We start from the raw sequence: 23,868 nt of genomic DNA on the forward strand, positions 1-23,868 counted from the left end.
CTTGGAGGACAACATGACCAGAATCAACGTGCGGCCCACTGGCGTGGCCACCGAGATCAACCGCGTGGTCGCCTCCCTGAACTGCTCGGGATGCGGGCTGTGCGCCCAGTTCAAGGGCGTCACCATGCGGCTGCAAGGCGGATTCATGCGTCCCGTCGTCGACCCCGGGGCCGCGTCCCGCACGGACGCGGACGAGCTGCGGCAGTTCCGTGCAGCCTGCCCGGGTATCCGCATCCAGGCACAACATCCGGCGGGCTCCGGCTGGGACCCGGACTTCGGGCCCGTCCTGGGGGCTTGGGAGGCTCACGCCACCGATGCGGCCATCCGCCACGAGGGCAGCTCCGGCGGCGTGCTCACGGCCATCGCGACCTGGCTGCTGGAGTCGGGGCGCGCCTGCCGCGTCGTCGGGGCCCGCAAGGATCAGGACGACCCCTCGCTGACGCGGTCAGTGGCAGTGGAGGCTGCCGACGAGGTCCGCGCCCTCGCCGGCAGCCGGTACGCGCCCGCCGCCAATGCCGCCGCGCCCGCGGCGGCGGACAGCGGGACGGCGTTCATCGGAAAGCCCTGTGAGGCCCAGGCCATCCGCCGTCTGAGCGAGGCGCGCGCGCAGCGCCCCATCATCCTGAGCTTCTTCTGCGCCGGCACCCCCGACCAGCGGGCCACCGACAGGCTCCTGGATGAGCTCTTCGCCGGAACCGGCGCCGACCGCACCCAGCCGCTGTGCGACATGCGCTACCGCGGTCACGGCTGGCCCGGCGACTTCACGGCAGTCGCCGCAGACGGCACCACGGTGACCACCTCCTACTCCGAGTCCTGGGGCCGGGCCCTGGGGCCGACGGTGCAGTGGCGCTGCCGGGTGTGCCCCGACGGCGTCGGGGAGTACTCCGACATCACCGCCGCGGACTTCTGGCGGGCGACCCCCGACGGCTACCCGGACTTCACGGACGGCGCGGGAGTCAGCGCCCTACTGGCGCGCACCCCACAGGGCCTGGAGATCATCCGGGATGCCGTGGAGGCGGGCGTGATCGGGGTGACCCCGCTTGACCTTGACGCCCTGCGCGCCGTCCAGCCCTATCAGCATGAGCGCCGGGACTACCTGCTGCCCCGCCGGGTCGCGGCCCGCCTGATGGGGTTGCGCACCCCCCGCATGACCGGATTCCGCGCCCGTCGGCGGGCGCTGCGCCGTCCCCGCGACTCCTGGCGCCAGCTACGCGGCTCCGTCAGTCGGCTCAGGAGCAAGTTCTCGGTCGACTGGCCGTGGAGGCGGTCGGCTGCGGGGCGGGGCCGCGGCTGAGGGGGCCGCTCGCATGGCCGCGGGGTGCCCGCAGGGGCGTGCGGGCCTCGTACACTCCCCACCGTGCGTCTGACTGCTCTTCTGCCCCCGCTGCTGACCGACCCCGCCATCGACTCCCTGATGACGGCCGCCGGCAGCCGCTCGCGCACCGACCGCAGCGTCGTCGTCGCCCCGGGCGCCCGCCCCGCCGTCCTGGCCGCCATGGCCCTTGGGGAGGCCGGCGTCGCCCACGCACCGGGGGCGGGCCGGACCACTCGGGCCGCCTGACGCGCCCCGGGGACACGGTCGCCGCCGACGGCACCCCCCTGCTGGTGGTCACCGCCACCGGACGGGAGGCCGACGAGCTTGCCGCCGCCCTGCGCTGCTACCTGCCCGACCCCGCCGTCGCCGTGTTCCCCGCCTGGGAGACCCTCCCGCACGAGCGGCTCTCCCCGCGCGCCGACACCGTCGCCACCCGCCTGGCCGTGCTGCGCCGCCTGGCCCACCCCGAGGACGGTGACCCGGCCGGCCCCGGCGTCGCACCGGACCCGTGGCGCGGGCCCATTCGCGTGCTCGTCGTGCCCGTGCGCGCCCTGCTCGCCCCCATCGTCGGCGGCCTGGGGGAGCTGGAGCCGATCCACCTGGCCGCCGGAGACCACGCCGACCTGGAGGAGCTCGCCACCCGCCTGGCGGAGGCCGCCTACACCCGGGTGGACATGGTCACCGGCCGCGGCGAGTTCGCCGTCCGCGGCGGGATCCTCGACGTCTTCCCGCCCACGCAGCCGCGGCCGGTGCGTGTGGACTTCTTCGGCGACGAGATCGAGTCCGTCTCCTCCTTCGCCGTCACCGACCAGCGCACCATCACCGACCTCGGCGCCGTGACCGCCACCGCCTGCCGGGAGGTGCTGCTCACCCCGAAGGTGCGTGAGCGCGCCCGTGCCCTGGCAGGCGTCATCCCCGCCGCGGCCGACATGCTGGACAAGCTCGCCGCCGGCATCCCGGTGGAGGGCATGGAGTCCCTCGCCCCCGTCCTGGCCGAGCGCATGGTGCCGCTGCTGGACCTGGTGGGGGACCGCCTCGTGGTCCTGGCCGAGCCGGAGAAGGTGCGCAGGCGCGCCGAGGACCTGGCCGCGACCACCGAGGAGTTCCTCGCCGCCGCCTGGACCTCCGCCGCCTCCGGCGGGACCGCCCCGATCGACCTGTCCGCCGCCGCCTTCGCCCACCTCGCCGAGGCGCGCGCCCTGGCGCTGTCCACGAACCGCGGCTGGTGGGCCTTCACGTCCCTGAAGGCCTCCCCGGACGTCGTCGAGCTGCCCGTGCGCGACCCCGAGAGCTACCGGGGCCGCCTGGACGCCGCCGTGAAGGACATCGGCGAGCTGACCCGTGGCGGCTGGAGCGTCGTCGTCGCCACCGAGGGCCCCGGGCCCGGCCGCCGCATGGCCCAGCTGCTGGCCGACGGCGGCGTGCCGGCCCGCATCGTCACCGGCCTGGACGACGCCGCCGACCTCTCCTTCCAGGACCCCGACGGCGTCGTGCGCGTCACCCAGGCCTCCGCCGGGCACGGCTTCGTGGCCGAGGGCCTGCGCCTGGCCCTGGTCGCCGAGTCCGACCTGACCGGGCGGGCGCCCGCCGCCGCCCGCTCCGCCAAGACCCTGCCCGCCCGTCGCACCCGCAAGAGCGTGGACCCCCTCTCCCTGCACCCCGGCGACCTGGTGGTGCACGCCCAGCACGGCGTCGGCCGCTTCGTGGAGCTGCTGCGCCGCGACGTCGGCTCCGGGCGCGGCGCCGGCAAGGAGAGGGCCACCCGCGAGTACGTCGTCATCGAATACGCCCCCTCCAAGCGCGGCCAGCCCGGCGACCGGCTGCTGGTGCCCACCGATGCCCTGGACCAGGTCACCAAGTACGTCGGCTCCGACAACCCCGCCCTGAACCGCATGGGCGGCGCCGACTGGGCCAAGACCAAGCAGCGGGCCCGCAAGGCGGTGCGGGAGATCGCCGGGGAGCTGGTGCGCCTGTACGCCGCCCGCTCGGCCACCACCGGGCACGCCTTCAGCCCCGACACCCCCTGGCAGGCCGAGCTGGAGGAGGCCTTCCCCTACACCGAGACCCCCGACCAGCTGGCCACCATCGACGACGTCAAGGCCGACATGGAGAAGACCCAGCCGATGGACCGGCTCATCTGCGGGGACGTCGGCTACGGCAAGACCGAGATCGCCGTGCGCGCCGCCTTCAAGGCCGTCCAGGACGGCAAGCAGGTGGCGGTGCTGGTTCCCACCACCCTGCTGGTGTCCCAGCACGCCGAGACCTTCACCGAGCGCTACGCCGGCTTCCCCGTCAACGTCGCCCAACTCTCCCGCTTCCAGACCGCGGCCGACTCCGAGCGGGTGCTGGCGGGCCTGGCCGACGGGACCATCGACGTCGTCATCGGCACCCACCGGCTGATCACCGGGCAGGTACGCTTCAAGGACCTGGGGCTGGTGATCATCGACGAGGAGCAGCGCTTCGGCGTCGAGCACAAGGAGACCCTCAAGGCGCTGCGCACCGACGTGGACGTGCTGTCCATGTCCGCCACCCCCATTCCACGCACCCTGGAGATGGCGGTGACCGGCCTGCGGGAGATGTCCACACTGTCCACCCCGCCGGAGGACCGCCACCCCATCCTCACCTACGTGGGCGCCTATGAGACCAAGCAGGTCAGCGCCGCCATCCGCCGTGAGCTGCTGCGCGAGGGGCAGGTGTTCTTCGTCCACAACCGGGTGGAGGACATCGAGTCCGTCGCCGCCCGGCTGGCGGACCTGGTGCCGGAGGCGCGGGTGGCCACCGCCCACGGGCAGATGCACGAGTCTCGGCTGGAGCAGGTCATCGACGACTTCTGGCACAAGGAGATCGACGTGCTGGTGTGCACCACCATCGTGGAGACCGGGCTGGACGTGACAGACGCCAATACCCTGATCGTGGACCGGGCCGACCGCATGGGCCTGTCCCAGCTGCACCAGCTGCGCGGCCGTGTGGGACGCGGTCGGGAGCGCGCCTACGCCTACTTCCTGTACCCGGCAGACAAGCCGCTCACGGAGACGGCGCTGGAGCGGCTGCGCACCATCGCCACCAACACCGACCTTGGCGCCGGTATGCAGGTGGCCATGAAGGACCTGGAGATCCGCGGCGCCGGCAACCTGCTGGGCGGTGAGCAGTCCGGGCATATCGCCGGGGTCGGCTTCGACCTGTACGTGCGCATGGTCTCCGAGGCGGTGGCGGCCTACAAGAAGTCCCTGAAGGTGGCAGAGGCGGGCGGTGCGGATGCCGCCGGGGTCGCCGGTGAGGACGAGGAGGACGTCGAGCTGCGCGTGGACCTGCCCGTGGACGCCACCATCCCCGAGGAGTACGTCCCCCACGAGCGGCTGCGCCTGGAGGCCTACACCAAGTTCGCAGCCGCCCGCAGCGAGGCGGATGTGGCCGATGTACTCGACGAGCTCACCGACCGCTACGGGCCGGTGCCCGAGCCGGTGCGCCGCCTGGCCGCCCTGGCGCGGCTGCGGGCGCTGGCCGCCGAGCTCGGGGTGCGGGAGATCGTGGCGCAGGGCAAGTCGATCCGCTTCGCGCCGGTGCGCCTGCCCGACTCGGCGCGCATGAAGGTCACCCGCCTGTACCCGGGCACGGTGCTCAAGCCCGCCACCCGCACGATCGTGGTCCCCGCGCCCGGCACCGCCCGCATGGGCGGTGGCGCCATCGAGGGGGAGGATCTGCTGCGCTGGGCGGAGGTGCTGCTGCACGCCGTCGTCGCGGGGGAGGCCGACTGGGAGACAGAGGCCACCAAGTACCGCCGCCGCCGCTGAGATCGGTAGTTGTTACGTGCCGAGGTCGGTAGTTGTTACGTGCCGAGGTCGGTAGTTGTTACGTGCCGAGGTCGGTAGTTGTTACGTGCCGAGGTCGCCGCCGGAGACGGGGCGGCTTCGACGAAGCTGCGGACCATGGGCGTAAGGTGACGGATTGTCGTGCGCAACCGCCCGGGCGCCGTCAGCGCCTCACTACGGCACTGGCTCCTGAGCCGGCCGGCTGCGCCGTGCCGTAGTCGCCGACCCTGCAAGGAGCAGACCGTGACCCAAACCACCACAAGTCTCACCCGGCGCGCCCGCGTACTGGCGGTTGGCGCCGCCCTGCTGCTCGGCGTCGGCGCCCTTGCCGGCTGCTCCGCCCACCCGGGGCAGGCCGTGATCGTGAACTACACCGATGCCGACGGCCGCTCCAGCACGGTCGTCATTTCCGAGCAGGAGCTGCAGGGCGCCGTCGAGGATCTCAACGAGTACTACGCCGCTGTGGGCGGTCAAGGTACTTCCGCCGTCTACGCGGCGAACGCGCTCATCGAACTGCCCCTGCTCGAGCAGGCGGGAGCTGAGTACGGCGTGACGTATTCGGACGCGGAAGCCCTGGCGGAGTTGCGGCAGGGGGCGGGAGACGTCGACTACTCGCCCGCCGCAGTCAGCGTATTCCGGTATTCCGAACTCGCTTCGATGATCGTCGCCCGGGATGATCAGGATGCGGTCGTGGCCCGGCTCGAGGAGCTGCGAGGCGGCGTGAGCCTTGAAACCTCGCCGCGTTACGAAGGCGGCGGTGCCTGGCTGCTGAGATACGACACGCAGTTCTAGCCGAGTCGGCGCCGTCGGCGCGGTGCCTCAGCCCGGCAGTGGGCGAGCGGCTCGGTGGGCTCGCTTCGCCGTCGTCCCCGTTGGCTGGATCTCGCCCGGCGTGAACAAGATTCGAACTGACGGGTGCAATGCACTCGTGGTGAAGGACGCGGGCCGCTAGGCTGGCCCTGCATGTGCCTGTCCCCAGGCAACACAACTTCAGCAAGGAGCATCAAGTGGCCCTCATCGAGAACGTTCACGCGCGCGAGATCCTCGACTCCCGCGGCAACCCGACCCTCGAGGTCGAGATCCTCCTGGAGGACGGCTCTTCCGCCCGCGCCGCCGTCCCCTCCGGCGCCTCCACCGGCGCATTCGAGGCTGTCGAGCTCCGCGACGGCGACAAGGGCCGTTACCTCGGCAAGGGTGTCGAGAATGCGGTCGCCAACGTAAACGACACCATCGCCCCCGAGATCATCGGCTACGACGCCGCCGACCAGCGCGGCCTCGACCGCCTCATGATCGAGCTGGACGGCACCCCCAACAAGGGCAAGCTCGGCGCCAACGCCATCCTGGGCGTGTCCCTCGCCGCTGCGGCCGCCTCCGCCGACTCCGCCGGCCTGGACCTGTACCAGTACATCGGCGGCCCCAACGCTCACACCCTGCCCGTCCCCATGATGAACATCATGAATGGCGGCTCGCACGCGGACTCCAACGTGGACATTCAGGAGTTCATGATCGCCCCGATCGGCGCTCCCACCTTCCGTGAGGCGCTGCGCATGGGCGCCGAGGTCTACCACTCGCTGAAGGCCGTGGTGAAGGGCCGTGGCCTGTCCACCGGTCTGGGTGACGAGGGTGGCTTCGCCCCGAACCTCGACTCCAACCGCGAGGCCCTCGAGCTGATCGTCGAGGCCATTGAGAAGGCCGGCTACACGCCCGGCAAGGACGTGGCCCTGGCTATGGACGTCGCCTCCACTGAGTTCTTCGACGCCGAGACCAAGACCTACCAGTTCGAGGGCGAGGCCCGCGACAACGACTTCATGGTCGAGTACTACGAGAAGCTCATCACCGACTTCCCGATCGTCTCCATTGAGGACCCGCTGTCTGAGGACGAGTGGGATGACTGGAAGGCCCTGACGGACAAGATCGGCGACCGCGTCCAGCTGGTTGGTGACGACTTCTTCGTCACCAACCCCGAGCGCCTGGCCAAGGGCATCGAGCTCGGTGCCGCCAACGCCCTGCTGGTCAAGGTCAACCAGATCGGTTCGCTGACCGAGACGCTGGAGGCTGTGGAGATGGCGCACCGCGCCGGATACAAGACCATGACCTCGCACCGTTCCGGTGAGACCGAGGACGTCACGATCGCCGACCTGGCGGTGGCGACCAACTCCGGCCAGATCAAGACCGGTGCTCCGGCCCGCGGCGAGCGCATCAACAAGTACAACCAGCTGCTGCGCATTGAGGAGGCTCTGGGGGAGGACGCCGTTTACGCCGGCGCCGCCGCCTTCCCGCGTTTCAAGGCCTGAGCCGAAGCGGTAGCGGAGGCTTGGGGCGGGCACGGCGCAAGTCAGCTGCCTGAGCCGAAGCGGTAGCGGAGGCTTGGGGCGGGCACGGCGCAAGTTGTCTGCCTGAGCCGAAGTCTGCTTTCCCGGTTTGGTCCCGGGGTGTGCACGCGTTCATCGCGTGCGCGCCCCGGGACCGCACTATTTTGAGGTGTGGTGGCTGGCGTGCTGCGGGGTGACGGGCCTGGTGAGCCTGCCGGTTCGCCACGGCGCAAGTGTCTTCCGGGCGCCCCCGGCGCCCGGAAGCGGGTTCATCTGGAACGCCACTTCACCGTCTGTAACGCCACTTCGGGGTTAACAACGCCAGTTAACCGTCTGCTGAAGGGCCCAGAGGTATACAGCAGAGCGTTAAGTAGCGTTGTTAACGGGATCTTCGTGTTTGTGGGTGTGGGTGGAGGCGGGAGCCAGCTCGCCGGCGTGCTTTGCGCTGGCGTCGTCTGCTACGCCGGTTCGGTGTTTACTGGCTCTTCCGGTTTGAGGGTGTGTGGGGCTGGGGGTTTGTGTGTTGACGCGACGGTTCGTACCTTCGCGTGAGGGTTCGTATGTTCTGGTCGGCGATTCGTACTTTCTTGCGACGGTTCGTACGGTAGGGGTACGTAGCGTCGTCAGAAGTGCCGAATCGTTGGTGCCAAGTGCCGAACCGTCACGCAAAGTGCCGAATCGTCAGGCGAAGTGCCGAACCGTCACGCCAAGTGCCGAACCGTCATCCGGTGCGCGCGGGCGAACACGCCAGGTCCGCGCCCCGAGCGCTCACGCCTGCGCCCGGGGGCCTGGCGAGTAGGGCACCAAGACCGCTGCCGTGCCCCGTCAATGGCGGCAGTCCCGGTCCAGCGCCCAGATGATCTCAACGGCCTCGGCGAATCAGCGCAAGCCAGCACCACCCACCGACAACAACCTCGCCAACCCGGCAACCACCACCCCCACCGCAGCCCCGACCCCAACCACCACACCCACAAACCGGAAGAGCCGCAAAACCACACCTTCGTGCCAGTAGCCTCGAACCGCACACATATTCGCTCCGATCACCCTCCACTCGGACCGCGAAAGTCTCTTTGGACCGCCCGTGTAGGTTCGGACCGTCCCAGCGGCACACTACGGCGGTCCGTGTGGAGGTCGGAGGTCCGGACAGGGACGTTGACGCCCAGATGTCGTCGCCGGCTTGCCGCTGTCCTGCCGCGGTGCCGCTGTCCTGCCGCGGTGTCGGGGCCGCGCAGTGCACCGGGCACACTTGCCGCTTCGTGTGGCCGACGCACCGGCCGTGCAGGCTCGCCACAGGACCGTGCGTGAGGCAGTATCGGTGCCATGACGCCGCGCCGACCCGCACCTGCACGCCCTGGCGCCCGCAGGACCTCCCGCCCCGGACCGGCGCGGGACACCCGGGGCGCCGCCGGTGGACACGCCAAGACGACCGCCGCCGAGCGTGGCGCTCACAGCGGCGCGAGCTCCGCCGAGGATCGTGCGGCATCTGCGGAGCCGGACTCCGCCTCCGAGCGTCGGCTTTCGGGCATCGGTGGCGCGGAGGGGCTCTCACTGCCGATGCGCCTGCTGATCCTGGCCGTCGTGCTGGTTTTGGCGTTCGTCGTCGTTTTCCCGTCGTTGCGCGGTTATCTCACTCAACGCGCGCAGTACGACACGGTCCTGGAGCAGATTGACGAGGCCCGTGCCTCATCCACCGCCCTGGAGGAGGAGCTGGCCCGCTGGGAGGACGACGACTATGTCAAGGCGCAGGCCCGTGAACGCCTGTCCTACGTCATGCCCGGCGAGACCACTTATGTCGTTGTTGGTGCCGACAGCTTCGAGGACGATGCCGAGACCGGCGATCCTCAGAGCCATGCCGAGGACCGCCTGCCCTGGTATCAGGAGCTGCGCGAGTCGGCGCGCGTGGCCGGGCAGGTGGAGGAAGAAGAGCGTGAGGATCCGGGGCGGCAGGGATGGTCGACGCCCACGCCGCAGGCCCCTGCGACGCAGCAGGGCTCTGCCCCGGAGTCCTCAACCGCCCCTGCGGTCCCATCCACAGACACAGGAGACGAGCAGTGACCGTTACCGAATCCGACTTGGAGACCCTGCGCGTGCAGCTGGGGCGCGTGCCGCGCGGCGTCGTCGACGTCGCGGCCCGCTGTGCATGTGGTCGCCCCACCGTTGTGCGCACCGCTCCCCGACTGCCTGATGGGTCGCCCTTCCCGACCACGTATTACCTGACTCACCCGGCGGCTGTGCGCGGCTGCTCCACCCTTGAGGCGGAGCACCTGATGGAGGACTTCAACCGCCGCCTCGCCGATGACCCCGAGCTGGCCGCCGCCTATGCCGCTGCGCACGCCGACTACCTGGCTCGCCGCGCCGAACTGGGCAGCCCCGCGGAGATCGAAGGCATTTCGGCAGGAGGTATGCCCACCCGGGTGAAGTGCCTGCACGCGCTGCTTGGGCATGCGCTCGCCGTCGGCTGTGGCATCAACCCGATCGGTGACCTGACCCTGGGCGTGCTGCGGGAGCGCGGCCTGTGGGATCCCGACCGCTGCTTCTGCTGAGCGCGGGCCACCGCCGTAAAGTTGCCGCTGAAGCCGTCGGCACAGCCATCCGAGGGGGACTCAACCATGACCCGCGTCGCCGCCATTGACTGCGGCACCAATACCATTCGCCTGCTCGTTGCCGACGCGATTCGGGAGCAGCGCACCGGCACTGTTCGGCTCCACCCGCTGCACCGCTCCAGCACCATCGTCCGCCTCGGCCAGGGTGTGGACCGCACCGGCCGCCTCGACGCCGATGCCCTGGCGCGCACACTGCAGGTGGTGCACGAGTACGCCCGCACCTGCGCTGATCTTGACGTCCCCCTGGATGCCGGGCATGCCCGTTTCGTCGCGACCTCCGCCACCCGCGACGCCGAGAACCGTGATGAGTTCGTCGACGGGGTGCGTGCGGCACTGGGTATCGTCCCCGAGGTCGTCTCCGGCCAGGAGGAGGCTCGCCTGTCCTTCGCCGGCTCCCTGCTGGGGAGCGGGGGAGGGGCCGCTGCGACCGACGCTCAGGGCGGGGATGCGGCCGACGCCGACGACGGCGAGAGGCCGGGCGGTCATCCCGCGTTGCCCGGTCCGCGGCTGGTGGTCGACCTGGGTGGCGGCTCAACCGAGCTGGTGCTCGGTGTCGACGCCCCGCAGGCCGCCTGCTCCATGAACACCGGCTCGGTGCGTATCACCGAGCGTTACCTGGCCGACGGCGTCACTCCCGCCGCGGAGGATGCGGCCCGCGCGGAGGTACGTGGGCTGCTGGACCGGGCCGCCGACGCCGTCGATCTGGGCGCCGCCACCCGGCTGGTCGGGCTCGCCGGCACGATCAGCACGGTCACGGCGCACGCGCTGGGCCTGGATGCCTTCGATCGTGATGTCATCGACGGCGCCGAGCTGAGTGTTGAGCGCGTGCTAGCGTCCTGTGACGCGATCGTGCATTCGACCGCCGCGCAGCGGGAGTCCTGGGGGTACCTGCTGCCCGGGCGCCGTGACGTCATTGCCGCCGGCGCGCTGGTGTGGAGCGAGGTGGTGGCGCGGGTTGCGGCCGATACCGCCGTCGCCGGACAGCCGCTGACCACCACCGTCACCAGCCTTTCTGACATTCTGGATGGTATCGCCGCCTCGCTCGCCTCGGCGGGGGAGGCGGCGTGAGCTTGGGCAGCGCGTGGGAACGGTGCGCCGCGCCGTCGGCGGATGATGCGCCTGCGTCGGACAGGGCGGCTTCGGCGCCGTCGGCGGAGCTGCGCACGCACGTGCACGGCCTGACGGCTCGGCTGGAGGCGTGTGGCGTGGCGGTGCCCGGATCGCCGGCGTGCGCACGCCCGGTTGTCTGGCGGGACGCACGGTTGGGCGGGTCGCGTCCGGCGGTAGCGGTCGCCACGACCGGGGCCGACGCCGCTGCCTGCGCCGCCCAGGCGGCGGCGGCCCGCGCGGCCGGGGCGGAGTTGGTGGAGCTTCGCGCCGACCTGCTGTCTTCGCCGGGGTCTGCTGCGTCGGGGCGGGGGCACGCTCCGCGGGGGCCGGTGGACCTGTGGCTGGGGGCTGTTCGCGCCGTGGACCAGCAGCTGCGGGGCACGGGTCTGCCGGTGCTGCTGACCGTGCGCACGGCTGCCGAGGGCGGCGGGTTCGACGCCGACGACGCCGCCTACCGGGATGCTCTCGCGCTGGCTATTGACCGGCTGGGGCGGGAGCGTGGCGCGGACGCTGGCGGTGACAACGGCGGTGGGAGCATGGGGGCGTGCACTGGAGCCCCCATGGTTGCGGCGGTGGACGTCGAGCTGGCTCGCGGCGAGCTGGCGCAGCTCGTGCAGCGGGCGCGGCGGGCCGGGCTGGATGTGGTTGCATCGAGCCACGACTTCAGTGCCGTCCCGGATGACGCTGAGCTGCTGCGGCGGCTGCGCGTCATGCAGGAGGCGGGCGCCGCGGTAGCCAAGGTCGCTGTCACTCCGAGCGGGTCCGCCGATGTGGAGCGGGTGCTGGGCGTGGCTGCACGGTCTCGGGCGGAGCTGGACATTCCGGTGGTGGTCATTGCCATGGGTGAGGTTGGTGCCGTGACCAGGCTGGCGGGGGGAGTGTTCGGCTCGGCACTGACTTTCGCGACCGCCGGATCGGCCGCGTCTGCGCCGGGACAATTGCCTGTGGCGGAAGTGCGTGCAGCCCTGGCCGCGCTCCACCCTCGCCCCTGACGCATCACCCGCCCCATCCGCCGAGGTCGGTAGAAGTTACGTGCCGAGGTCGGTAGTTGTTACGTGCCGAGGTCGGTAGTTGTTACGTGCCGAGGTCGTTCGCTGCTTGAGCGTGCTTGAGCGTGGGGCGGGTCACCGCCGACGCCGTCGTCGGCCGATGCTGCCATCGCGTACAGTTGGAGCATTGCCCCGGCGAGGGATGCGCCCAGCGTATCCGTGATCGACGTGGTGGTTCCGGAAGGTGCTGCACGTCGTCGTGCCCGCCGGACCACCGAAATGCGGGGCAGGCTCCCCGCCTACACCGAGGAGAAATGCATGCCCACCAACGCCATCGCGCTTGACGCCACCGACCGCACCGAGTTCGGCAAGGGCTCTGCCCGCCGGGCCCGCCACGCCGGCCAGGTCCCCGCCGTCGTCTACGGCCACGGCACCGAACCCCGCCACCTCCTGCTGGACGAGCACGCCACTCGTCTGGCCCTGCGCGGCAACGAGAACGCCCTGGTCGAGCTGAATGTTGACGGTGAGACGCTGCTGGCCATCGCCAAGGACGTGCAGCGTCACCCCATCCGCCCGGGTGTGCAGCACGTCGACTTCCTCCTGGTCAACCGCAACGAGAAGGTCGAGGTTGAGGTTCCCGTCGTCGTGACCGGCGAGCCCGCCCCCGGCACCATCCACATGATCGAGCTGGCTCACGTGCTGATTTCCGCCCCGGCGATCTCCATCCCGGAGACCATCGACGTGGACATCACCGGTATTGAGGCCGGTACCGCGGTCCGCGTGGCCGATCTGGTTCTGCCCGAGGGCGTCGAGGCCGTCACTGAGGCGGACACCGACGTCGTCAACGTTGCCGCCGAGGCCGTGGCCGGTTCTGAGGCGCCTGCCGAGGCTGCCGAGGGCGACGCTGCTGCCGAGTCCGAGTGACGACGCCGCACGCGGAGAATTCATGAGCACCCCATGGCTCGTCATCGGGCTGGGGAACACCGGGGCCCGGTACGCCCACAACCGCCACAACATCGGGCACATGGTGCTCGACGTGCTGGCCGGGCGTACCGGGTCCCGCCTGTCCAGCCACAAGACCCGCGCTTTGGTTGCCGAGGCGCGCTTGGGCATCCTGCCGGGCGGTGCCCCGGGGCCGCGCGTGGTCCTGGCGCGCACCAGCGGCTACATGAACGAGTCTGGCGGTACGGTCAAGGCGCTGGTCCGCTTCTACGATGTCGACCCTGCGGCAAGCCTGCTGGTGATACACGACGACCTCGACCTGCCCGCGCACACGCTGAGGCTGAAACGGGGCGGCGGCGAGGGCGGGCACAATGGCCTGCGGTCGATCTCCAAGGCGCTCGGCACGAAGGACTACGCACGCCTGCGCATTGGGGTGGGGCGTCCGCCCGGCCGTCAAGACCCCGCTGACTTCGTGCTCAGTGACTTCCCGGGGAGGGAGCGGGCGGAGCTCGCTGTCACCCTGGAGCAGGCGGCCGACGCCGTCGAGCAGGTGGTACTGGACGGGTTCGTGCCCGCTCAACAGCGGCTGCACTCCGCCTGAGCCGTTGGTTGCCGCGCCCGGCACGCCATATCTACCGACCTCGGCATGTAACTTCTACCGACCTCGGTACGTAACTTCTACCGACCTCGGCATGTAACTTCTACCGACCTCGGCATGTAACTTCTACCGATCTCAGCGCATGAGGCCGGTCTCGTAGGCGACGACCACGGCCTGCACGCGGTCGCGCACATCGAGCTTGGCCAGCACATTCCCGACGTGGGTCTTCACCGTCGTCGCCGAGACGATCAGGTGGTCGGCGATCTCGGAATTGCTCAGCCCCTGCGCCATCAGCGTCAGGATCTCCCGCTCGCGCGGAGTGAGTGAGGCAATACGCGCATCCTCCTGCGACTCGGTCCCGCCGCTCTCGGGCAGGTGCGAGGAGAACATCTCCAGCATGCGCCGCGTGATACGCGGGCTGACCACGGCCTCGCCGTCGGCGACAGTGCGGATCGCCTCCGCCAGCTCGCCCGGGCGGGTGTCCTTGAGCAGGAATCCGCTCGCCCCGGCGCGCAGGCCCGCAAAGGCGTACTCGTCCAGGTCGAAAGTGGTCAGGATGAGGATCTTGGTGTCAGGGCACTGCGCGGTGATCGCGGCAGTCGCGTCGATGCCGTTCATACCGGGCATGCGCACGTCCATGAGGATCACGTCGGGTTTCAGGGCACGTGCCTGCGCCACGGCGGTGGCGCCGTCCGAGGCCTCTCCGACGATCTCAATGTCATCGGCCGGGTCCAGCACCATACGGAAGCCCATACGCATCAGCGCCTGGTCATCGGCCAGCACTACAGTGATCGGTCGGGACCGGTTTGCCGCTTCCCCACCTCCGGGAGGCACCGGAGCGCCCATACCGGTCGGATCGCCTGCCTGATTCATTGCGGCATCTGCCACGGCGCTGTCCCTTCGTCGTATTCGTCCCAGTCCTCATCCCAGTGCAGCACGGCCCGTACGCGCCAGCCGGTGGCGGTCGGTCCTGCCTGCACGGTTCCACCATAGACGGCCGCGCGCTCCCGCATGCCGATGAGTCCCTTCCCGGACCCGTGCAACGGGGTGGATCCGGGGGCGGCGTCATTGTCGATGGTCAGGACGGCGGTTCCCGCGTGCCGGTCGACGACGACGCTCACCGCGCGAGTAGTGGGGGCGTACCGCAGCACGTTGGTCAGCGCCTCCTGGGCGATGCGGAACAGTGTCAGCTGCAGGCCCTTGTCTTCAGGCAGCTTGCGCCCGTCCCACCGGTAGGTCACGGGCACGCCGGCGGTACGGAAGCGCTCGACGAGCACCTCCAGGTCGGCCTGCTCGGGCGCGGGTGCGAGCGGCGTCTGACCGCTGGAGGCGTCGGCCTCCGTGTCGGTCGCCCGGCGGCGCAGGTCGGCGATCTCCCGGCTCGGCTCGACCGGGGCGACCGTCCCGGGCGGGGCGAACTCGGGCACCGGCAGCTCACGCACAGTGGCGCCGTCCGGGCCGCTCCGCCCGGCGGCTCCGCCGGCTGCATGCCCGGACGGGGCGGCTCCGCCCGCGGTGGCAGGAGGGGTGCCGGGCGTCCCCGGTGCGACGGCGGCATCGGCCCGGGCGGGGAAGGGTGCCGGGTCCTCGCGCAGCACGCCCACCAACCGACGCGTGTCGGCCAGGGCTGAGCGGCCGGTCTCCGCCAGTGTGGTCAGCGCCTCTTTGGCCATGGCGGGGTTGCGGTCGACGGCGGCGGCTGCGCCGTCGGCGAGGGTGATCATGACGGCCAGGGAGTGCGCGACGACGTCGTGCATCTCGCGGGCGATGCGGCTGCGCTCATTGGCCGCGGCCAGTGCGGCCTCCTGCTCGCGAGCCAGTAGCAGGCGGGCCGAGCGCGCCTCGGCCTCGCGCAGCTGGGTCGCCTGGATGCGGATGACCGTGCCTACGAGCACGCCGATGATGTTGATCAGCCCGTTTGGCATCAGCAGGCCGCTGAGGGTGTCGACCGCGTAGCTGCCGAGTACGGCCTGGCCGACCACTGTGGTGAGCGTGGAGACCGCGCACGCGGTCCACACCCAGGCGGCGCGGAAGCGCATGGCGAGCGTGGCCAGAGTGAAGGGAACGCCCAGCAGGGTGAAGGCGCGCAGCGTATCGGCCACGTAGCCGATCTCGACCACACCCATGTCGTCGAAGCTCCGAGTGATTACCGCCTCGTGCAGGATGGGCAGGAAGGTGAGCACCGCCCAGGTGGAGACCAGGTGACGACGTCGGAAAACCAGGGAGAGGGTGCACACCAGGCATGCGCCCAGCGTGAGCGGCAGCCAGGATTGCGCCGAGGGGATGTCGGCCTGGAGCAGCGGCCACAGCCCCATGAACACGTTGAGCACCAGCACCACCGTCGCCATGGCGGCATCGGCCAGGTACGGGTGAGAGGTCTGCCAGCGCAGCAGATGGGCGGCGGTCGACGGCGTACTCAACGTGTTGCTCCCCTCTGCCTTGCCTCGCGAGGCCAATCAAGCCCCTTACGAATTGTCGGCGAATTGTTGATGTGATGTCGGTGGATTGGTGAACTGCCGCCGGATTGGCAGCTGAAGCACGGCTGCGCTCGTAAGTACTGGCGCCGCGGTGGTGGCGCCGACCCGATCAGGCCGGCGCCACCACCGCGGCCGCAGTCCCGGTCAGGCGTCACGCCGTGAGAAGACCACGAGGCCGAGTGCGAGCGGCACGAACGCCCAGGCGCCGAAGACGAGAGCCGCCTGCCACTGCTGGAGGAAGTACATGGAGCCGGCCTGCCCCCAGGCCACCATGTGGTGGAACGGGTCATAAACAGCCATTGCCGCCTGCAGGGGCTCGAACCCCTGCAAGGAAATGGCCCAGTCCCACTTGAGGGCCATCAGCGACAGCGGCAGGTCGATGACGAACAGCAGTGTGAGTGCCAGGGTGATCGTCCCCGCCGTCGAGCGCAGCAGGAAGCCGAGTCCCAGCGACATGAGCGCAATCCCGGTGAAGGACAGCCCCGTACCCCACACGAAGCCGAGGTACTCCGGGTCGGTCAGTGAGCCGCCGTGCCCGTCCATGAAGGGGGTGGAGACCGCCCAGGTCAGCAGCGTGGACAGTGCACCGATGACGAAGCTCAGTGCTCCTACCACGATGGCCTTCGCCACCAGCAGGCGCCACCGGTTCGGCACCGCCGCCAGCGAGGAGCGGATCTGCCCGGAGGAGTACTCGCCGGTGATGATCAGTGCCCCCAGGACGGCGACGACGATCTGGCCGAACTGATTGCCGGCGATGACCCCGTCGGCGGCGCCGTCGGCCATCTCGGGGATGGAGGCGTAGGCGATGGAGATGGCCGTGCTGAACAGCACGGTGACGCCGACTGCGATGAACGCGGTGATCCAGGTTGAGCGCAGGGTGCGGACCTTGACCCATTCGGCGTGCACGGCGCGGCCGAAAGTCTGGCGGCCGGAGCGGTCGGTGGGGCGGGGGGAGCCGGCACGACGGACCGGGCCGCCGTCGGGGCGGGAGCCGCGAGCTCGCTCACGGTTGCCGGTGGCGGCGTCGGAAGTGAGGTCGTCGGCGGGGGAGGAGCCGGTGGGCTCAGTGGTCTTTGCAGGGGCGGTGGTGGACATGTGACTGCTTTCGTGTGTCTGAAGGCTTGTGGGATGCGCGGGCCGGACCATCGGGCGCCCGTGGGGCGGGCGGCGGACTCGGCGCTCAGGAGCGGGCAGCGGCCGGGGACGGTGTCGGCTCGGGGGCGCCCGTGGTGTACTCGACGTCGTTTCCGGTCAGCTCCAGGTAGGCCTCCTCCAGGGAGGCGCGCTGGGTGGCCAACTCGTGCAGGACGATCCCGTGTGCGGCGGCGATCTCGCCGACCCGGGCGGCGGGCGCCATCGTCGTGGTGAGTACTCCGGGCTCGGGGGCGGCGGTGTCGATGCCGGCGGCGTTCAGCGCAGAGGCCAGGTCGGAGGCCTGCGGGGAGGCCACGCGGACGACGTCGTTGGTGGTGGAGGCGATCACCTCGTCGACGGGGCCGGAGGTGAGGATGCGCCCGCGGCCGATGACCAGTAGGTGGTCTGCGGTCTGGGCCATCTCACTCATCAGGTGGGAGGAGATGAAGACAGTGCGTCCCTGATCGGCCAGGTGGCGGCAGGTGTCGCGCACCCACTTGACACCCTCGGGGTCCAGGCCGTTGACGGGCTCGTCGAAGATCAGCACCTGCGGGTCCCCCAGCATGGCGGCGGCGATGCCCAGGCGCTGGCCCATGCCCAGGCTGAAGCCCTTGACCCGCTTCTTGGCGACCGGCGTCAGCCCGGTCAGCTCCAGGACCTCGTCCACGCGGCGGGTGGAGATGCCGTTGGAGACGGCCAGCTGGGTCAGGTGGGCGCGGGCACTGCGGGAGCCGTGCAGGCCCTTGGCGTCCAGGAGGGCACCGACCTGGCACAGTGGGGCGGACAGGTCACGGTAGGCCTGGCCGTTAACCTTGACGCTGCCGGCAGTGGGCTTGTCCAGCCCCATGATCAGGCGCATGGTGGTGGACTTGCCGGCTCCGTTGGGTCCCAGGAAGCCGGTGACGGTGCCGGGCTCAACGGTGAAGGAGATGTGGTCCACTGCGGTCTTGGAACCGTAGCGCTTGGTGAGATCGACGGCTTCGATCAACGGGATCAACTCTTTCCGAGACTCATGGATGCGCGGCGGCTGGGGTCGGTGGGATGGCCGGCCTGCGCCCGAACGACTCCAGGTTAGAAACAACGCCGACCCGGTCTCATCGGCCCGGTTGGGGAATCTGGAGGCCCAGGTGGTGGGCTCGGCGGAGGAACGGGGTCCTACTTCAGGAGGACCCCGGTGCTCCCGGGTATTCAGGGGATCCTCAGGAACGACAGGGATAATCCACCCGGTGAGCAACCCTTACTTCTCTCGCAACCCCGTGTTCAGTGGGAGTGGTGCTCCGGCGTCGTCGGCGCAGCGCACCCCCAACGGATACCCGACCATGCCCGGCTACCAGCCCGGCCAGGCCTCGCAGCCCTACGGCCGGCAGTCGGGCTCCGGCTACCAGACCACCCAGGCCTACGGGCAGGCGCCCGCCTACGGGCAGCGTGACGGTTATGGCAGCGTCTCCCCGCAGCAGCTCTCCGACCTGGAGGCCCAGTACGGCGCGCCGGCGGCCACCAACGTGGACCGCGGCCGCATGACCTACGACGACGTCATCGTGCGCACCTTCGGGATCTTCGCGATGATCATCGCCGTCGGCGCCGTCAGCTGGACCCTGGCCGTCAACGAGGCCACCGCAGGAATCGGCATGCTGGCCCTGGTCGGCGGGGCGATCGGCGCGCTGGTGCTGGGGCTGGTCAACTCCTTCAAGCGTGAGCCCAGCCCCGTGCTGATCTTCGCCTACGCCATCTGCGAGGGCGCCATGCTCGGCGCGCTCTCCGGCGTCATGGAGATGATCTACCCGGGCATCGTCCTGCAGGCCGTGCTTGCCTCGGCGGCCACCTTCGGGGTGGTCCTGGTGGCCTACAAGTTCGCCGGCTTCCGCCTCAGCTCCAAGGCGCAGCGCATCCTGCTGACCGCCATGGGCGGCTACCTGATCTTCAGCCTGATCAACTTCGCGCTGATGCTCACCGGCGTCCTGTCCGACCCCTGGGGCCTGCGCGGCATCACCGTCATGGGAATCCCGCTCGGCCTGATCATCGGCCTGCTGGCGGTGGTCATGGCCGCTCTCAGCCTCACCATGGACTTCGAGTCCATTCAGAATGGGGTGGAGCGCGGCCTGCCCACCCGGTACGCCTGGTCCGGCGCCTTCGGCCTCGTGGTCACCCTGGTGTGGCTCTACGTGGAGTTCCTGCGCATCCTCGCCATACTGCGCGACAACTGACGCCTCGGTGCCGACGACGGTGCCCGCGGTCCGGTCTCCGGCGCCGCGGGCACCGTCGCGTTCCGAGTGGGGCAGACGACGCCGTCGGGCCGTGCGGCGAAGTGGGCGCGGCGGCGCCCCCTGCCGTAGCCTGGCCCGCATGATCAACAGCAACATGCCCACCGTTTCCGGCGCCAAGGGCGCCAAGCCCACCTTGACCTTCCCGGGGCCGGATGCCCCCGAGGGCCTGCAGGTGCAGGTGCTCGACGCCGGCGACGGCAAGGTGATCGAGGCCGGGGACACCGTCGTGTGCCACTACCTGGGCCAGATCTGGAACGGGCGCGTCTTCGACAACTCCTACGACCGCGGCCAGCCGCTCAACTTCCAGGTGGGGGTCGGCATGGTCATCCGCGGCTGGGACGACGGGCTGGTCGGCCAGCGCGTCGGCAGCCGCGTGATCCTGTCCATTCCCTCCGAGCTCGGCTACGGCTCGCGCGGCGTGCCGCAGGCCGGCATCAAGGGCGGCGACACCCTGGTGTTCGTCACCGAGATCCTCGGCACCATGTGACGCGGGCGCCCCGGGCGGGCGTGCCCGCGGCGGTCCGCTCCTGGAGCGCTTATCTACTCGGCCGGAGACGCGAGTTCGTGCTCTGAGTTCATGCTCTGGTACGAGCTTTCGCCCCCGACACGAACTTTTGTACCCTGGTGTGCGGCAAAAAGGCGTACACCAGGGTGCAAAAGTTCGTAGTAGAAGGCAAAAGCTCGTAGCAGGGGACGGGGTGTAGCTGGCGGGGACGAGGCGGCGTCCTCCGGAGTGAGTCGCTGCCGCCTAGTGGGTATGCAGCTGCGCTGCTACCGCCAGCAGTAGGTCCTCGCGCCCGGTGCGGGCCACGAGCTGAGTGCCCACCGGCAGTCCTTGGGACAGCCCCGCCGGCACGGACAGTGCCGGATGCCCCGAGACGTTGAATATCGCAGTGTTGGACACCACCGGCGTCGAGGCGAGCATGGCCGCCGTCCAACCGCGCCCGCGCAGGTCCTGCGCGCCGCCGGGCAGGTCGAGCAGGGTGGGCAGCATCAACAGGTCCGCGCTTCCGAAGGCGGCCTCGACGCCGTCGCGCACGCGCTTAGCCTGACGCAGCGCCGCGCGCACCACCGGCTGCGGAATGAGCGCGCCCAGACGCGCCGAGGTCCTGGTGCGCGACTCCAGACGGTCCGGGTGCTCAACCTGCTGCGCCTCGACGTGCATGCCGGCGAAGTACAGCGTCAGGAACGGCGCGGTCGGCACCGGCCAGGCGACCCTAGCCGTGCGCACGTCATGGTCCAGCTTTCGCAGGCGGGCAGCCAGGCCATCCACGGCCTGAGCGACGGGCGGCGTCGAGCACGCGCCGGGCATGACCGCATTGGCTGCCAAGAGGATGCGTAGTCGGGGCGGTGGTGCGTCCACGGCGTCAACGAACCGCCGGGTAGGGGCATCGAGCCGCCACCGGTCCACCGGCTCGTTGCCGCTGATGACGTCCATGACCACGGCCAGGTCGTGGGCGGTGCGCGTGAGCGCCCCGAAGCCCGCCAGTCCGAACCAGTGGTCCGCCGACGGCGCCGAACTGACCCGGCCGCGTGTCGGCTTCAGCCCCAGCACCCCGCAGGCCGAGGCCGGAATGCGCAGCGAACCCCCGCCGTCGGAACCCATGGCCACCGGAACCGCGCCGGTGGCGACGGCGACCGCCGAGCCCGCAGAGGAGCCGCCGGGGGAGCGTGCAGGGTCCCAGGGGTTCAGGCAGTCGTCGTGATGGGCGGACTCTCCCACCGGGAACTGGCCGAACTCGGGCATATTGGTGCGCCCGACGATGATCGCCCCCGCCTGCCGCAGGCGCCCGACGACGGCGCAGTCCGCCCGGGCGGGACTGCTATTGCCTCGGCCGCCAAGTGTGGTGACTTCCCCGGCGACGTCGTACTCCTCCTTGACCGCCACCGGCACGCCGGCGAGCGGTCCGGCTGCGCCCGGGCCGGCTGCCGCGATGCGCCGGTCGAGGGCATCGGCCTCCCGCAGGGCGGCTTCGCGGCGCACCACGGTGAAGGCGTTGAGATTCGGGTCCAGTGCGTCAATGCGTTCCAGCGCGGCCTGGATCGTGGCCCGGGCGGTGATGCTCCCGGCGCTGACGGCACGGGCGATGTCGACGGCGTTGCGCGGAATGGTCATGCGGCCTCCGTTGATCTGGTGCTCAAGAGTGTAAGGGGGCGTCGTTATGGGCTCCGGCGGGTGGGACGGGCCCGGCGGCGGGGCAGGAGATGGGAGGCGTGAGGGGTGCGTGCCGTAATTCGGCAGGTGCCGACGGGGCTTTTCGCTCTCCGGCGAGCGGGGGCATCGTCGTCGGATCGTTGCTGTACCGCGGAAAACCGGCGGTCTGGTGAGCGAACGCACACGGCCTGCCGGCGTTGCTGACACTACGCTGTGGCCATTCGAAAATCGTCCGCATCCCAGGAGACGCTCATGCCCCGCTATCGCAGCGCTACCTCCACCACCGGCCGCAACATGGCCGGCGCCCGCGCCCTGTGGCGCGCCACCGGCGTGAAGGACTCGGACTTCGGCAAGCCCATCATCGCCATCGCCAACTCCTTCACCGAGTTCGTCCCCGGGCACGTGGGCCTGCGGGACGTCGGCCGCGTCGTCGCCGAACAGGTGGAGGCCGCCGGCGGCATCGCCAAGGAGTTCAACACGATCGCCGTCGACGACGGCATCGCCATGGGGCACGACGGCATGCTCTACTCCCTGCCCAGCCGCGAGCTGATCGCCGACTCCGTGGAGTACATGGTCAGCGCCCACTGCGCCGACGCCCTGGTGTGCATCTCCAACTGCGACAAGATCACCCCCGGCATGCTCATGGCCTCGCTGCGCCTGAACATCCCCACGATCTTCGTGTCCGGCGGTCCCATGGAGTCCGGGAAGATGGTCGCCGCCGACGGCACCACCCGCAAGCTCGACCTGATCGACGCCATGATGGACGCCGCCGACCCCACCGTCCCCGACGAGACCATCTCCGCCATCGAGCGCCTGGCCTGCCCCACCTGCGGCTCCTGCTCGGGCATGTTCACCGCCAACTCCATGAACTGCCTGACCGAAGCCCTCGGGCTCGCGCTGCCCACCAACGGCTCGCTGGTGGCCACCCACGCGGACCGCAAGGCCCTGTTCCAGGAGGCCGGCCGCCGGATCGTTCAGATCACCAAGGCCTACTACGAGGAGGACGACGCCTCCGTCCTGCCGCGGTCGATCGCCACCAAGCCCGCCTTCGAGAACGCCATGAGCCTGGACATCGCCATGGGCGGGTCCACCAACACGGTGCTACACCTGCTGGCCGCCGCCCAGGAGGCGGAGGTCGACTTCAAGATGGCCGACATCGACCGGCTCTCCCGCAAGGTGCCCCACCTGTGCAAGGTGGCCCCCTCCACCAACCTCGTGCACGTGGAGGACGTCCACCGTGCCGGCGGCATCATGGGCATCCTCGGCGAGCTCGACCGCGGTGGCCTGCTCGACACCACCACCCGCACCGTGCTGCGCGGCACCCTGGCCGACGAACTCGACCAGTACGACATCGGCCGCCCCGGCGAGGACGGCGTACGCGACCCGCAGGCGAGCCGCGTGGATGAGGCGATCCGCACCCTCTACCTGGCCGCCCCCGCGGGCGTGCGCACCACCCAGATGTTCTCCCAGAACTCCCGTTGGGAGGCCCTGGACGTGGACCGGGTAGGCGGCGCCATCCGCGACATCGCCCACGCCTACTCCGCCGACGGCGGCCTGGCCGTCCTGTTCGGAAACGTCGCGGAGAAGGGCTGCATCGTCAAGACCGCCGGGGTGGATGCCTCGATCCTGACCTTCTCCGGCCCCGCCGTCGTCTTCGAGTCTCAGGAACAGGCCGTGGACGGCATCCTCGGCGGCAAGGTGAAGGCCGGGGACGTCGTCATCATCTCCCACGAGGGGCCGCGCGGCGGTCCGGGCATGCAGGAGATGCTCTACCCGACCACCTACATCAAGTCCATGCACCTGGGCAAGGAGTGCGCGCTGCTCACCGACGGGCGCTTCTCCGGCGGCACCTCCGGGCTGTCCATCGGGCATGTCTCCCCGGAGGCGGCAGCGGGCGGGCTCATCGGGTTGGTGCGCACCGGCGACCGCATCGTCATCGACATCCCGAACCGCTCCATTGAGCTGGATGTGGACGAGGCGGAGATCGCCCGGCGTCGCGCCGAGGAGGAGGCCCGCGGGGAGGAGGCGTGGACGCCGCACAGCCCGCGTCCCCGCCACGTGTCCAAGTCGCTGCGCGCCTACGGCATGCTGGCCACCAGCGCCGACCTCGGCGCCGTGCGTGACCTGAGCCGGATCCGCGTTCGCTGACGCCTGCCGCAT

Annotated in this window: 19 protein-coding genes; 14 read left to right on the top strand and 5 right to left on the bottom strand. The window is 70.4% G+C overall.

Annotated features, from left to right (window positions below):
- The first annotated feature begins 13 nt into the window (after window positions 1-13).
- From E4J16_RS02960 to pth, 11 genes are all read left to right on the top strand, one after another.
- Window positions 14-1,294 (top strand): Coenzyme F420 hydrogenase/dehydrogenase, beta subunit C-terminal domain, encoded by a 1,281-nt coding sequence (locus E4J16_RS02960; protein ID WP_136313217.1) that lies wholly within the window; start codon window positions 14-16, stop codon window positions 1,292-1,294.
- Between the two features lie 63 nt (window positions 1,295-1,357).
- Entirely contained in the window at window positions 1,358-1,561 is a 204-nt protein-coding gene (locus tag E4J16_RS16165; RefSeq protein ID WP_168709423.1) for a hypothetical protein, read from the top strand.
- Window positions 1,562-1,605: 44 nt separating this feature from the next.
- Entirely contained in the window at window positions 1,606-5,106 is a 3,501-nt protein-coding gene (gene mfd, locus E4J16_RS02965; RefSeq protein WP_420809320.1) for a transcription-repair coupling factor, read from the top strand.
- Between the two features lie 261 nt (window positions 5,107-5,367).
- Window positions 5,368-5,916, top strand: a complete 549-nt coding sequence (locus E4J16_RS02970) for a hypothetical protein (RefSeq protein WP_136193563.1) — start codon at window positions 5,368-5,370, stop codon at window positions 5,914-5,916.
- A 215-nt stretch (window positions 5,917-6,131) separates the two neighbouring features.
- On the top strand, window positions 6,132-7,418 hold the full coding sequence (gene eno / locus E4J16_RS02975; protein ID WP_136193562.1) for a phosphopyruvate hydratase: 1,287 nt from the start codon (window positions 6,132-6,134) through the stop codon (window positions 7,416-7,418).
- A 1,338-nt stretch (window positions 7,419-8,756) separates the two neighbouring features.
- Entirely contained in the window at window positions 8,757-9,491 is a 735-nt protein-coding gene (locus tag E4J16_RS02985; protein ID WP_240038244.1) for an FtsB family cell division protein, read from the top strand.
- On the top strand, window positions 9,488-9,979 hold the full coding sequence (locus E4J16_RS02990) for a DUF501 domain-containing protein (protein WP_420809321.1): 492 nt from the start codon (window positions 9,488-9,490) through the stop codon (window positions 9,977-9,979). The genes E4J16_RS02985 and E4J16_RS02990 overlap by 4 nt, the downstream gene beginning before the upstream one ends.
- Before the next feature lie 66 nt (window positions 9,980-10,045).
- On the top strand, window positions 10,046-11,107 hold the full coding sequence (locus E4J16_RS02995; RefSeq protein WP_136313219.1) for a Ppx/GppA phosphatase family protein: 1,062 nt from the start codon (window positions 10,046-10,048) through the stop codon (window positions 11,105-11,107).
- Complete coding sequence (locus tag E4J16_RS03000) at window positions 11,104-12,141, top strand: type I 3-dehydroquinate dehydratase (protein WP_136313220.1); 1,038 nt, start codon at window positions 11,104-11,106, stop codon at window positions 12,139-12,141. Before E4J16_RS02995 ends, E4J16_RS03000 begins: the two co-directional genes overlap by 4 nt.
- A gap of 315 nt (window positions 12,142-12,456) precedes the next feature.
- Window positions 12,457-13,062, top strand: coding sequence for a 50S ribosomal protein L25/general stress protein Ctc (locus tag E4J16_RS03005; protein ID WP_136313221.1), 606 nt, complete (start codon window positions 12,457-12,459; stop codon window positions 13,060-13,062).
- Between the two features lie 22 nt (window positions 13,063-13,084).
- On the top strand, window positions 13,085-13,681 hold the full coding sequence (gene pth / locus E4J16_RS03010; RefSeq protein ID WP_136193558.1) for an aminoacyl-tRNA hydrolase: 597 nt from the start codon (window positions 13,085-13,087) through the stop codon (window positions 13,679-13,681).
- A gap of 132 nt (window positions 13,682-13,813) precedes the next feature.
- On the opposite strand, the gene E4J16_RS03015 is transcribed toward pth, so the two are convergent.
- The 4 genes from E4J16_RS03015 to E4J16_RS03030 all read right to left on the bottom strand — a co-directional run bounded on the left by E4J16_RS03015 (window position 13,814) and on the right by E4J16_RS03030 (window position 18,277).
- The gene (locus E4J16_RS03015; protein ID WP_136314558.1) at window positions 13,814-14,524 is read right to left on the bottom strand and encodes a response regulator; all 711 of its coding nucleotides are present in this window, start codon (window positions 14,522-14,524) and stop codon (window positions 13,814-13,816) included.
- Between the two features lie 23 nt (window positions 14,525-14,547).
- Window positions 14,548-16,026: a sensor histidine kinase gene (locus E4J16_RS03020; protein ID WP_136193611.1), complete on the bottom strand. Its 1,479-nt coding sequence runs from the start codon at window positions 16,024-16,026 to the stop codon at window positions 14,548-14,550.
- Window positions 16,027-16,299: 273 nt separating this feature from the next.
- Entirely contained in the window at window positions 16,300-17,250 is a 951-nt protein-coding gene (locus E4J16_RS03025) for an ABC transporter permease subunit (RefSeq protein WP_136313222.1), read from the bottom strand.
- Between the two features lie 85 nt (window positions 17,251-17,335).
- Window positions 17,336-18,277, bottom strand: coding sequence for an ABC transporter ATP-binding protein (locus E4J16_RS03030; RefSeq protein WP_136313223.1), 942 nt, complete (start codon window positions 18,275-18,277; stop codon window positions 17,336-17,338).
- A 238-nt stretch (window positions 18,278-18,515) separates the two neighbouring features.
- Between E4J16_RS03030 and E4J16_RS03035 the strand changes: the two genes are divergently transcribed.
- Together E4J16_RS03035 and E4J16_RS03040 are read left to right on the top strand one after the other, a co-directional pair.
- Window positions 18,516-19,493: a Bax inhibitor-1/YccA family protein gene (locus E4J16_RS03035; RefSeq protein ID WP_136193556.1), complete on the top strand. Its 978-nt coding sequence runs from the start codon at window positions 18,516-18,518 to the stop codon at window positions 19,491-19,493.
- Between the two features lie 139 nt (window positions 19,494-19,632).
- Entirely contained in the window at window positions 19,633-20,040 is a 408-nt protein-coding gene (locus E4J16_RS03040) for an FKBP-type peptidyl-prolyl cis-trans isomerase (RefSeq protein ID WP_136193555.1), read from the top strand.
- A gap of 261 nt (window positions 20,041-20,301) precedes the next feature.
- Here the strand turns inward: E4J16_RS03040 and E4J16_RS03045 are convergent, their stop codons facing one another.
- Window positions 20,302-21,669: an amidase gene (locus E4J16_RS03045; RefSeq protein ID WP_136313224.1), complete on the bottom strand. Its 1,368-nt coding sequence runs from the start codon at window positions 21,667-21,669 to the stop codon at window positions 20,302-20,304.
- Window positions 21,670-21,960: 291 nt separating this feature from the next.
- Between E4J16_RS03045 and ilvD the strand changes: the two genes are divergently transcribed.
- Window positions 21,961-23,856 (top strand): dihydroxy-acid dehydratase, encoded by a 1,896-nt coding sequence (ilvD, locus tag E4J16_RS03050; protein ID WP_136313225.1) that lies wholly within the window; start codon window positions 21,961-21,963, stop codon window positions 23,854-23,856.
- Window positions 23,857-23,868 lie beyond the last annotated feature (12 nt).

The organism is Actinomyces procaprae (assembly GCF_004798665.1).
Lineage (GTDB): Bacteria > Actinomycetota > Actinomycetes > Actinomycetales > Actinomycetaceae > Actinomyces > Actinomyces procaprae.

Excerpts from the sequence above, each read along its gene's own strand:
- E4J16_RS03020 (WP_136193611.1), bottom strand. The coding sequence starts at position 16,026 with ATGGCGACGGTGGTGCTGGTGCTCAACGTGTTCATGGGGCTGTGGCCG.
- E4J16_RS02960 (WP_136313217.1), top strand. The coding sequence starts at position 14 with ATGACCAGAATCAACGTGCGGCCCACTGGCGTGGCCACCGAGATCAAC.
- E4J16_RS03025 (WP_136313222.1), bottom strand. The coding sequence starts at position 17,250 with ATGTCCACCACCGCCCCTGCAAAGACCACTGAGCCCACCGGCTCCTCC.
- ilvD (WP_136313225.1), top strand. The coding sequence starts at position 21,961 with ATGCCCCGCTATCGCAGCGCTACCTCCACCACCGGCCGCAACATGGCC.
- E4J16_RS03015 (WP_136314558.1), bottom strand. The coding sequence starts at position 14,524 with ATGGGCGCTCCGGTGCCTCCCGGAGGTGGGGAAGCGGCAAACCGGTCC.
- E4J16_RS03040 (WP_136193555.1), top strand. The coding sequence starts at position 19,633 with ATGATCAACAGCAACATGCCCACCGTTTCCGGCGCCAAGGGCGCCAAG.
- E4J16_RS03005 (WP_136313221.1), top strand. The coding sequence starts at position 12,457 with ATGCCCACCAACGCCATCGCGCTTGACGCCACCGACCGCACCGAGTTC.
- E4J16_RS02995 (WP_136313219.1), top strand. The coding sequence starts at position 10,046 with ATGACCCGCGTCGCCGCCATTGACTGCGGCACCAATACCATTCGCCTG.
- E4J16_RS02985 (WP_240038244.1), top strand. The coding sequence starts at position 8,757 with ATGACGCCGCGCCGACCCGCACCTGCACGCCCTGGCGCCCGCAGGACC.
- pth (WP_136193558.1), top strand. The coding sequence starts at position 13,085 with ATGAGCACCCCATGGCTCGTCATCGGGCTGGGGAACACCGGGGCCCGG.
- E4J16_RS03045 (WP_136313224.1), bottom strand. The coding sequence starts at position 21,669 with ATGACCATTCCGCGCAACGCCGTCGACATCGCCCGTGCCGTCAGCGCC.